Annotated in this window: 10 protein-coding genes; 9 read left to right on the top strand and 1 reads right to left on the bottom strand. The window is 27.3% G+C overall.

From position 1 onward, the window contains the following. Positions 1 to 73 precede the first annotated feature (73 nt). The 5 genes from DZ60_RS0103505 to DZ60_RS24810 all read left to right on the top strand — a co-directional run bounded on the left by DZ60_RS0103505 (position 74) and on the right by DZ60_RS24810 (position 3,458). Positions 74 to 667, top strand: coding sequence for a hypothetical protein (locus tag DZ60_RS0103505; RefSeq protein WP_025740527.1), 594 nt, complete (start codon positions 74 to 76; stop codon positions 665 to 667). 55 nt (positions 668 to 722) lie between these two features. Beyond that, a complete protein-coding gene (locus DZ60_RS0103500) occupies positions 723 to 1,241 on the top strand; it encodes a hypothetical protein (protein ID WP_025740525.1) in 519 nt (172 codons plus the stop codon). A gap of 149 nt (positions 1,242 to 1,390) precedes the next feature. Then, entirely contained in the window at positions 1,391 to 1,990 is a 600-nt protein-coding gene (locus DZ60_RS0103495; protein ID WP_025740524.1) for a hypothetical protein, read from the top strand. Between the two features lie 276 nt (positions 1,991 to 2,266). After that, positions 2,267 to 2,524: a type II toxin-antitoxin system ParD family antitoxin gene (locus DZ60_RS0103490; protein ID WP_025740522.1), complete on the top strand. Its 258-nt coding sequence runs from the start codon at positions 2,267 to 2,269 to the stop codon at positions 2,522 to 2,524. Positions 2,525 to 3,104: 580 nt separating this feature from the next. Next, positions 3,105 to 3,458 carry a hypothetical protein gene (locus DZ60_RS24810; RefSeq protein ID WP_152537352.1) on the top strand — a complete coding sequence of 118 codons (354 nt, stop codon included), beginning with the start codon at positions 3,105 to 3,107 and terminating at the stop codon, positions 3,456 to 3,458. Between the two features lie 104 nt (positions 3,459 to 3,562). Here DZ60_RS24810 and DZ60_RS0103480 read toward each other — a convergent pair whose 3' ends face one another. Beyond that, entirely contained in the window at positions 3,563 to 4,738 is a 1,176-nt protein-coding gene (locus DZ60_RS0103480) for a tetratricopeptide repeat protein (protein ID WP_025740520.1), read from the bottom strand. 452 nt (positions 4,739 to 5,190) lie between these two features. Here DZ60_RS0103480 and DZ60_RS0103475 point away from each other — a divergent pair, with 452 nt between their 5' ends. The 4 genes from DZ60_RS0103475 to DZ60_RS23990 all read left to right on the top strand — a co-directional run bounded on the left by DZ60_RS0103475 (position 5,191) and on the right by DZ60_RS23990 (position 10,477). Continuing rightward, positions 5,191 to 7,680 (top strand): nSTAND3 domain-containing NTPase, encoded by a 2,490-nt coding sequence (locus DZ60_RS0103475; RefSeq protein ID WP_025740518.1) that lies wholly within the window; start codon positions 5,191 to 5,193, stop codon positions 7,678 to 7,680. 215 nt (positions 7,681 to 7,895) lie between these two features. Further along, a complete protein-coding gene (locus tag DZ60_RS0103470; protein WP_025740516.1) occupies positions 7,896 to 8,264 on the top strand; it encodes a type II toxin-antitoxin system HigB family toxin in 369 nt (122 codons plus the stop codon). 10 nt (positions 8,265 to 8,274) lie between these two features. Beyond that, complete coding sequence (locus DZ60_RS22405; RefSeq protein ID WP_025740514.1) at positions 8,275 to 8,796, top strand: helix-turn-helix domain-containing protein; 522 nt, start codon at positions 8,275 to 8,277, stop codon at positions 8,794 to 8,796. Between the two features lie 10 nt (positions 8,797 to 8,806). Further along, complete coding sequence (locus DZ60_RS23990) at positions 8,807 to 10,477, top strand: KGGVGR-motif variant AAA ATPase (protein WP_025740512.1); 1,671 nt, start codon at positions 8,807 to 8,809, stop codon at positions 10,475 to 10,477. Positions 10,478 to 10,543: the final 66 nt, after the last annotated feature.

Below are 10,543 nucleotides of genomic sequence, written 5' to 3'. Positions count from 1 at the left end.
ATTTAGACGGACGACAAGTAACTGAGTTTCGATTGGATCATAGAGATTTTAATCCTAATAATTGTAATTAAAAATGAAAGTATTTGTTCAGATAATGGTTCTTTTTATTTTACTTTTTTCATGTAAAAATAAAAATGTTGTTGAAGAGAAACACACCCATGAAATTATGTCTGTTTTGATAGATGAGTTTGGTAAACCGACAGTTCCCCCCAGAGAAATGTATGGGTTAGAACCATTCTCAAAATCGCAAATAGATTCTATTCTAGATCAAAAAGAAAAAATATGTTTGCATCCCAAATTAAAGATAACAGATCATGAATTTTCTGAGAGGGCTGAATATGATTCTGAAATCAACTTATTAATAGAAGGTTTGTCTAATTTTAAGTATTCAAAAACCTTAGATTTATCCAAGATCAAAATTAATAGACCTTATGAATTATCTATTGTAGATACTTTAAAATTAAAAGAAGATCGACGATATGTTGAAAAAAACTTTGATAAACTGATTAATTTCTCTAGAATATCATATAATACGTCTTACACCAAAGCTGTACTAATTGTAGGTGTTCATGAAGCTGTATTGAATGGCTATGCTTCCCTAGTTTTTCTAGAAAAAAAGAAAGGGAAATGGGAAATAAAGAGTGTCGATACATTTTCAATTTCTTAGTAATAATCAGTCCATGTTCTATAAAGTAGAATCTAAAAACATAAACTATAAACTGATGAAAAAAGGTGTTACATTTTTATTATTTACATTATTTGGGTCTATCATTTCCTATGGACAAGTAGGGACTTGTGATGATACAGAATTATATCATATCCTTTTTGAAAAAATGAAGTTATATGAGAAGAAAGCTGCAAAAGTTGAAGTTGGTTATACCCCAGATAAGACGATAATGAATTCTATAAATAAAATGGATATTTTTAATGATGCAGAACTAAAGCAATTTAATAATCAAACTAAACACATAAATTATTCAGACTGTACTAATCTGAAAGATAATATTCAATTAATAATAAGTGAGAATAAAATTAATGAGAATGGTACTTATTATATGTACAAGTTTTCTGATTTATTTGATCTGTCAGATTCCAAAAAATGTATCTTCCTTTCTACTGCTATACGCAGTACTAAGTCTAAAGAAGGTAAGACCGTTGGTAAGGGAATAGCTTACATTTTTACTAATTTAGAAAATAAATGGTCTTTAACAGATAAAAAAAGAGTAATTGAAAGCTATTAGATTCTAAAGTATGAATTGATATAATGAAAAATACACTTTCATTAATGAATTAAAATAATCAATTTCTACCCTCTATAATTGGGGTAGGAATTTGATTGTTTTTCTTACTTCATTCTAAAATTTTGCCACCAGTAAAGTTGTAATTAATTATGAAAATGCATATCACCTTAATAGTATTGTTTTTTTTGATACTCTCTTGTAAATCAAGAGAAAAAAAGGCACTAGAAAATCAATATGATGTTTTATCCTTTTTGGTGAATAGATATGCAAAACCAGATCTTCCACCTCCGCCTCCAGGAAAGTCATATTCACTGTCTCAACAAGAAAAGGATTCAATAAATGGTCAATATCAAGTATTATCAATTTACCCAGTAGCAACTATTGTAAATAACATAGGTCAAAAGAATGTAAATGATAATGAATTTAATACCCTGATTCAAAAACTAAATAAAGAAAAGAGAATTGTATTAGATATAACCAAAATTAAGGCGTACGAGAATTATGCATTAACACTTTTGGATACTCTAAAATTAAAACAGGATCGTAGACATATAGAAAAGAATTTTGATAAATTACTTAGTTTTTCTCCTATTTCATTCAATAACAATTATACGAAGGCGCGCAGGCACGCTGCTTCACTAAAAATGTACTTTGGGTGCATTTTCTTAACGTTTCGCCCGTATGCAGTCTTGATTTTTTTGTTTAGCTCACGCTATAATGTTTTATTGGACTTCGTGGATCTCTATTGAGATCTGGCTACCACCTAATCTCAATCTTCGATTTCTTTTTCATCAAGGAAAAAGAAAAAGTACTTTAGCCGGAAACTAATGATATGAAGAGACTTCTTTTTCTTGTAGTTATAATTTTTTCGTTTTGTTCTTATTCTCAAACCTTTGTTGATGATATCGATAAGGTCGCTTGAAATGAGAATTATTACAATTACATTAATTAGGGTTTCTTAATTTTGGAATGTTTAATGAATATTGTATAATACATCAATAGTATGATTATTTATACATTTAATTATGTCAACAATTAGAAAAACGATCACATTTACAGAGAAACAAGATAAGTGGATAAAATCTCAAATTACGTCAGGAGAGTTTACAAATGAAAGTGAATATCTTCGTGATTTAGTAAGACGTGACCAAGCTAAAAAAGCAAAGTTTTCTGCACTTAAAGCTCCCATAACTGAAGGCATGGATAGTGGTATTAGTGATAAAACTGTGCCAGATATTATGAAAGAAGTCGAAGAGCGTATGCGGGCAGATGTGCGTTTATAAAGTATCAAGAAAGTCAGAGATCGATCTTGCCAAAATGTATGAATATGGTATCGAATTAATTGGTTATAATTACATATTGGGAAATTAAAATATCCAGTTAAATCCATTGAAGCTATTGAAAAGTATGTTTTAAATAATATGATTGGTAAACTAAAATTTTAGTTTTATAATGTTATGTCAAATAGGAGAGTGGAGCATGCATATTTTAATGAATTAAAAAAGTTTTATCTACGTTTTAATTACACAGATGAAAATGGTTTTATAATTAATGTACCAACTTTAAAAAAGGGGGAGCATTTATCTATATGTTTTGATAATAAACGAAAAGAGTTCAATGTTCATTTTACCGATGATACTATCAAGGAATCGAAGAAACTTTATTTTTGTCATTTCAGCATTTCGTTTTTTTCTTTTCTTAAAACGTTTCGAGTTATTTTTTAATCAAAGCTTTCTAAATCTTGTATTTACATCTAAAACTAATTTAGGTAAATTAAAGAAGCACAAGTTTATTATTAATACTTTTATACATTCTGATGAAGCTGAAGATAGGCTAATTCACAAAAAGAAGAACGGAAAATACTTGAAAATTAGAGAGGATTTCGATATAGATAATATTCTTAAGAATTATAAATATATTGAAGAATCTGATTTATCAGGTGATAGTTTCCATTATGCCTATAAGTTCAAAAACAATCATTTATCATTACAAGGGATTATTTTTGACTTTGAAAAGTTAAATGGAGTATACTTCATTCCAATCAAAAAATGGAATCGCTTTATGAAGTGTTGGGCTATTGCCATTTATAATCATTTCAACTGTTATCCAACTAAGAAGACCTTACCTTTTAGACAAATCATGTACGAACGTTTAAAGCATCCTTATTTGGATGGTGAAAACAAAAAAAACAAAATTAGTATTCAAAAGAAAAATTGATTATAAAATCGATTGTAAAAATCTGAGGGTTGATGTGGCTGGGAACAATTATAGCCACTAATAATAAGATGACGTGTCGTAAAACGATGGAATGATATTATTATCTAAATATTTAATTTCAGTTTTGTTTTTTCAATATGCTCGCTAAGCAAATAAGTATCTTTATCCATCTCGAAAGCTATATTGAAGTTTTCTAAAGCCTTATGATATTCACCGATATCAAAATAATAAATACCAAAATTCATATAACAATAAGAATTCTTGTTATCTACTTTTAAAGATTTTTTAATATCTATAAAACCATTATCAAAATCTCCAAGTTTGATTTTAGATAAACCTCTATTGTTTAAGGCATATGCAAAGTTTTCTTCAAGTTCTATTGCTTTATTAAAATCTTTTATGGCTTCTTCATATCTACCAGATAGATTATAAGCATATCCTCGATTGTTTAATGAATAGACATTATTCGGATCAAGTCTTAGTGATTCAGTATAATCAATTATTGATCCTTCTAAGTTTCCTTTATGTGATTTGATTAACCCATTGTTATATAGATCAATAGAAGTAAGTCTTTTTTTGTACTTTTTTAAGAAATCTTTATTTATTTTATCTGCCTTATCGTATTCTTTAATTTGTAAATATGAAGAAATAGCCAATCTATATACGAAGTCTCTTTTAATTCCTGATTTTATAATTTTTTCAAAAAGCTCTCCTGATTTAACAAACTCTTGGTTGTTATAATATTCAACACATTTATCATATTCTTCTGGTAGATTACGATACTTAAGTAGTGTTTTTATTTGTTGACCATCATTATGGACTTGTTTACCACTATATAATGTAATTGGCTCAGAATCTGGAACGATATTATGGTAGAAATCTAATAACGAAGATATAGCAATCATCATTGAAATGAATGTGATACTATCAGAATCACTTCCAAATAAACCAATATAAAGACAAAAAGAACCAATAATCAAAGAAAATAATGGCCCCATAAGTATAATTAAAATTCCTTTATTAATTGAAATATCTACTTGCTCACGAACACACAAACCATAATCCCAAAGTAAAGGATTGTATTTAAAAAAAATCTCTAATCTTCCTATTCTAAAATGTAAACTTTTCTTTGGATCTCCATAAGAACCAATATAGATAGTAACACCTTCTTTCGTATATAATAATGTTGGGATTGCATGTCCCATTTCGTGTAAAAATATAGTGAAAGGTCTTAAAACTGCAAGTGTAGCGATAAATAGAAGATAATGATAAAATGTCATAATTGGATATCAAGAAAGCAAATCTAAATCTTTTTTCATAAATATGGTTTTGTACAATATAACTAGAAAATGTAATGTTTATTTAACAATTTTATACGAGTTTACAAAATTGATCCTGTGAATCAATTTTGTAAAGCTGTGAGATGATGTGGCTGGAATTATGATTTACTATTTTGTATCATAATGTACTTGCGTTATGTCACTTTGCTTTGGTTAAAAGCGAAAATTGTTACTACAGTTTTCGTTAAAAAATTTATTCTCAAAAGTTTCTTTAAAAATGTAATGGAATACTCTTTGCTAGAAGCGACGATAGGAGTGAAGTGGGAATGTGTGTGGAATAGGTATTTAGTTTAAATTTTGTAATAATTATACTATTAACAATTTGTATTTTTAAAGCTCCATTCGAACTAAATAACTTTAACCTATACTTTTTTAAATGAATATTTTTGATTATGCCCAACTATGATTTTTCAACATTAGGCCCATTAGATTTTGAGCAGCTCGCTTGCGATCTGGTAAATACTAATTACGAGAAAAGAGGTTTGGAAGGTTCTTTTAGAACTTTTGGACCTGGCAGAGACAAAGGAATAGATTTATTATTATCAACATCCACCAATAACTATGAAGCTATTGGCCAAGTTAAACATTATATAAAATCGACTTTTTCAAAATTACTATATGATTTAAAAAATACCGAAAGAGATAAAGTATTTCATTTAAAACCTAATCGATATATTGTTGTTACTTCTCTAGAGCTAAGTCCACAGAATAAGCTCACAATAAAAGAAACTTTTGATCCTTATATAGTTTCATTAGATGATATTTATGGACGTCAAGATTTAAATATATTACTTAGATCGAATAGAAATATTGAAGAAAATCATTATAAACTATGGTTTTCTAGTTCTATAGTTTTAAATAAAATATTGAATTATAAATTTCAAGGTAGACAGAAAGAATTTACAGATATAGTTTTAAAAAGAAGATTTAGATTATTTGTTGAAACACAAAATTTTCACAAGGCAAAATATATTTTAAACCAGAATAAATTTATTATTATAACAGGAGAACCTGGTGTTGGAAAGAGCACACTTTCCGATATGATGATTTATGATTTTATTAAAGATGATTATCAACTTAATCTTATTTATGATGATATAAAGGAAGTTGAGATTAATCTGTTAGATGATGACTCAAAGCAAGTATTCTATTTTGATGATTTTTTAGGGCATACTCAGGCTGAAATACTTAAGTCAAAATCAGCTGAAAATGCTTTGATACGAATCATTAGTAGAATTGAGAATTTGGATAATAAATTTTTAATTCTAAATACTAGAAAATTTATTTTAATATCATTTCTTGATGAATCGGAAAGGTTTCGAAAATTTAATCCATTGAGATCAGAAGCAAAGATTGAATTACAATCATACTCATATGGTGTTAAAAGAAGAATGCTTGATAATCATATATTAGAATCTGAACTTAGTATTGAACAGATTGATGTAATAAAAAAGTTGGCTCCAGAATTATGTCAGCATGACAATTTTACACCTAGAATTATAGAGTTTTTTACCGGAGAAAGAGTTCTTGAATTAAATACCAAAGATTATAAAGTTTTCATTTTAAATAATCTAAAAAATCCAAAAGAAATATGGAACCACGCGTATTCTTTTCAAATAAATGATTATGAGCGATTTTTATTAAATACTTTATACTCTCTTAAAAGTGAGGTGACTAAAAAGGATTTAGAGGTGGCATATAATGGCAGACTTAATTATGAAGTAGAGCACAATAATTACTCAAAACCATTAAATTCATTTAATGATAGTTTACGAAGATTAAATAACGGTTTTATTGTTATAAATGACCGTTCTATTTTCATAGATCATGAATTCGAAACTACAGAAACACTAACGATAATAGGCTTTATCAATCCATCACTTGAGGATTTTCTGAAATATTATATACACAATAATAAACCTGAAATAGAAAGAGTATTATTAAGTTCTAAATTTATTAAACAATGGTATTTTTTCTATACCCCATATGTTTCCAGTAAAAAAGATATTAGTAAATTATTATTGATTTTTTTCACTAAAAACAGTTACAAATTGGCTTTAAAAGGTGATAATTTTAATAACCTCTATCTAATATCAATTTTTGAGTACTATTTTAATGGCACTAAAAACACTCACTCAACAATAGACTCTTTACTGAAGATTGAAAATTGGAGTTTTTTAAATGAAAATAATAACACAAGTTTTTATTCAGAGAAATTCTTGAATGATGTCAAGAGTAATTCAAAATTGAATAGAACAATATCAAATTTTCATTCAGATTTTTTCTTTTTTTCATTAATCAATGAAGAAACCTTAGATAGTTTTTTGGAGTTATTCCAATTATTTTCTAGACATTATGAATTCCAAATTAAAGATAACCTAATTAAAACTTCTAAATACAGCATTATTCTATTTAATCATTTGAAATTTTTATTTGACCAAGAAGTTGAAGATCAATATAATTTCTTAAATACAATAAATACCGAGGAAGACATTAATTTAGAGATTGCTTCCAAACTAGAGAAGAATAAAGAATTTATTTTAAATTCAATATTCAGCTCATTTAAAATTAATCTAGAGATTTTTAGAACTCAAGGTTGGAATTATAAAGCATCAATAAATCTAACTGATGCTACAAGTAAAAATATGAAAGACTCATCTGATTATGATTTGTATGCCGATCAGATATCCTTTTATTATGCAGAGGATGAATATTCTAGTGATTATTTATTTGAGAATCAAAATATGTCTTTAGATGATTTGATTTCTGAAATGTTTAATGGAATAAATAACAACAAAAAATCGAATCCTAATGATATAAATGATGACATCGATTTTTTTAAGGACTTAGATGGTATAGAATCAGATGAACTTCCATTTTAATTATTTATTCTGCTTAAGTTAGTTTTTATCTGGATGATGTTTTGGCCGGCCAAAGGGCCTCTAAAAAAAGGTGAAGAAACACTTATTGCCTGAAACGACAGTAGGAGAGTAGGGGAATGTGTGTGGAATGGGAATAGTTCTTAAATGTTAATTATTTACAAAAAGTTCTCTTTTTGCGAACTTTTTGTATATTTGTTTTAAACGTATCATAAATAATGGCCCGTGTAGTTGCAAGAAAGCATATTATTAATTTCATGAATAATCATTCAAATTATCGTGAAGGATTAAAAGCTTGGTTGTCTATTGTTGAATCCAGCACGTGGAAAAAGCCCCAAGATATCGTTAATACTTTTGGATTCAAAGCTGTAGATCTATTAGGAAAAAAAGATACAAAACCTTCAACCAAATCTAGTGAAAGAGTAGTAATTGATATAAAAGGGAATCATATCAGAGTTATTGCAAAGTATCAATTTCATCCAACAATTAAGAAATCAAAATTATATTTAAAGTGGATTGGTACTCACGCAGAGTACGATAAACTAAAAAAAACAAAATCTCAATACGACATTGACATGTTCAACTAAATCTACCTAAATGAAAATTAAAGTATTAAAAACTGAACAAGACTACCAAGAAGCTATCACATTGTTAGAAGAGATCGGTGATGACCCTAACTTTGAGAATAATCCAAAGTTAATTGATGAATTTGAATTATTAGAAAAGCTGGTGACGGATTATGAGAATGAAAAATTTCCAATTGAAAAAGGTGATCCGATTGAAATCATCAAATTAAAGATGAATTATATGAATTGGAAACAAAAAGATTTAATACCAATTATAGGGAATGGAAGTAAAGGGATAGTTTCTGAGGTAATGAATAAAAAAAGAGGACTATCTAAAGTAATGATAAGAAATTTATCAAAGCACCTAGGATTAAATCAAGAAATCCTAAATACACCATATGATTTGATAAAAGATAAAAAAACAAAAACTATAGCTACAACCATAGAAGACACTTCAGTTTTTAATCCTTTTAATTTTGATAAACAAGTTTCAAAATGTATTAATTCATACTCAAATCGAGTACGCAAGAATGGTATGTTATTAAATGTATAATTAAGTTAAAATGAAAACCATAACTTTTTATTCTTACAAAGGTGGAGTAGGTAGAACACTTGCTTTGTCAAACATTGCCAAAAGATTGTCAGAATTTGGTAAAAAAGTTTGTCTACTAGATTTTGATTTAGAGGCTCCAGGACTACATCATAAGTTCAGGAAAAATATTGCTCAAGAAAAAATAAATAATGGAATTGTTGATTATATTTATGAGTTTTCACAAAATAAAACTCTTCCATCTAATATATCTGATTATGTAACAAAAGTAAGTTTTCAAAGTAAATATCTAGAAGATATAGATTTAATTGCTGCGGGGGATACTAATTCAAAAGAATATTGGAGAAAGCTATCAATGATTAATTGGAATGAATTATTCTATCAAGAGAATAGCCAAGGAATAGCCTTATTTGTTGATTTAAAAGAGAAATTAAAAAAAGAATTAAATCCAGACTTTTTAATTGTTGATTCTCGAACAGGGATTACTGATGTATCAGGTATCACAATGTCAATATTGGCAGATGAAATAGTCTTAATGGCTGCAAGAAACTGGGAAAATATAGAGGGTATTAAACAGGTTATAAATACATTGACCATTCCAGAAAACTCTTTTAAAGAAGGTATACCTAAAATTAATTTTGTTCTGTCTAGAATACCATTCTTTTCTGATCCAAAAGAAAAATATAAGGTGCAGTATGCAAAAAGTTCAATCTTTGAGACAATTAATAAATACTTAGATAATAATAATGATAACGATTATCAACTTGAGAAAATATTTTTAATACATTCGGATCCAGAATTAGAGTTGGAAGAAAAATTCAAAATTGGATATGAATATGATAGGAATAATTTGGATGATCAAAAACCTCCAACATCAATTGATTATTTGGAATTGTTTCAAGAACTTACTAAAAATGAACTTACTAAAAATGAAAGAGAAAGATTTAATGCACTAAGAAGAGCGAAATTACTTATTGAACAAGCAAAAAAATCTAATGATAAGTCAAATAAAATTAAGCTATTAGAGTCTGCATTGAATTTAAACCCAGAATCAAATGAGATATATCATGATTTAGCTGTATTAAGTTATGAAATTGGAGATTACAAAAATGCTAAAAAATTTATTGAATTAGCTTTAAGTATTAACTCAAATTCAATTAAGTCATTATATATTAAAGGGTTGACTCTTAGTAAATTAAATAAAAAAAATGAAGCAGAAAAAATATATCTTGACATTCTCAAAAAGAATGATAGATTCTTGGGTGCTATGATTGGATTGGGGCACATATATAATGACAAAGGAGAAAATGAAAAGGCTTTAGAATATCATATGAGAGCAGTTGAAATTAGACCAGATTTTGAATATGGATATAATTCAGTTGCGAATGCTTTGAGAAATATAGGAAATTACGAAAAAGCTCTAGATTATATCTACCAAGGTTTAGCAATTAATCCTCATAATATTTATCTTACAGTAACATTGGCTGAAGTTCATGCTCATTTGAATAATAATAGAGAGTTTTATAAAAATTTAGAATTGGCATTTACGTTTGGATTAGATAATGATCTTTTTCAAGAAATTATTATTAAAGAGTCCATTTATAAACCATATTTACAAGATAAGAAGTTTTTAGACCTGTTAGATAAATATAATATTACCATAGATTTTTCATTATTCGTCTAATTGTCTAAATATTATGTAAAATAGAACCTAAGAGTTTAAAAACGGCCTCAGAAAACTTTGGAGAAA

It is taken from the genome of Aquimarina pacifica (genome assembly GCF_000520955.1).
Lineage (GTDB): Bacteria > Bacteroidota > Bacteroidia > Flavobacteriales > Flavobacteriaceae > Aquimarina > Aquimarina pacifica.
Note: the sequence above shows the minus strand (reverse complement) of the source record. Positions and strands in the feature narration are given on the sequence as shown.

Bases quoted from the DNA above. Each gene is read 5' to 3' on its own strand.
- DZ60_RS0103495 (WP_025740524.1), top strand. From the start codon at position 1,391: ATGAAAATGCATATCACCTTAATAGTATTGTTTTTTTTGATACTCTCT.
- DZ60_RS23990 (WP_025740512.1), top strand. From the start codon at position 8,807: ATGAAAACCATAACTTTTTATTCTTACAAAGGTGGAGTAGGTAGAACA.
- DZ60_RS22405 (WP_025740514.1), top strand. From the start codon at position 8,275: ATGAAAATTAAAGTATTAAAAACTGAACAAGACTACCAAGAAGCTATC.
- DZ60_RS0103505 (WP_025740527.1), top strand. From the start codon at position 74: ATGAAAGTATTTGTTCAGATAATGGTTCTTTTTATTTTACTTTTTTCA.
- DZ60_RS0103490 (WP_025740522.1), top strand. From the start codon at position 2,267: ATGTCAACAATTAGAAAAACGATCACATTTACAGAGAAACAAGATAAG.
- DZ60_RS0103470 (WP_025740516.1), top strand. From the start codon at position 7,896: ATGGCCCGTGTAGTTGCAAGAAAGCATATTATTAATTTCATGAATAAT.
- DZ60_RS0103500 (WP_025740525.1), top strand. From the start codon at position 723: ATGAAAAAAGGTGTTACATTTTTATTATTTACATTATTTGGGTCTATC.
- DZ60_RS0103480 (WP_025740520.1), bottom strand. From the start codon at position 4,738: ATGACATTTTATCATTATCTTCTATTTATCGCTACACTTGCAGTTTTA.
- DZ60_RS0103475 (WP_025740518.1), top strand. From the start codon at position 5,191: ATGCCCAACTATGATTTTTCAACATTAGGCCCATTAGATTTTGAGCAG.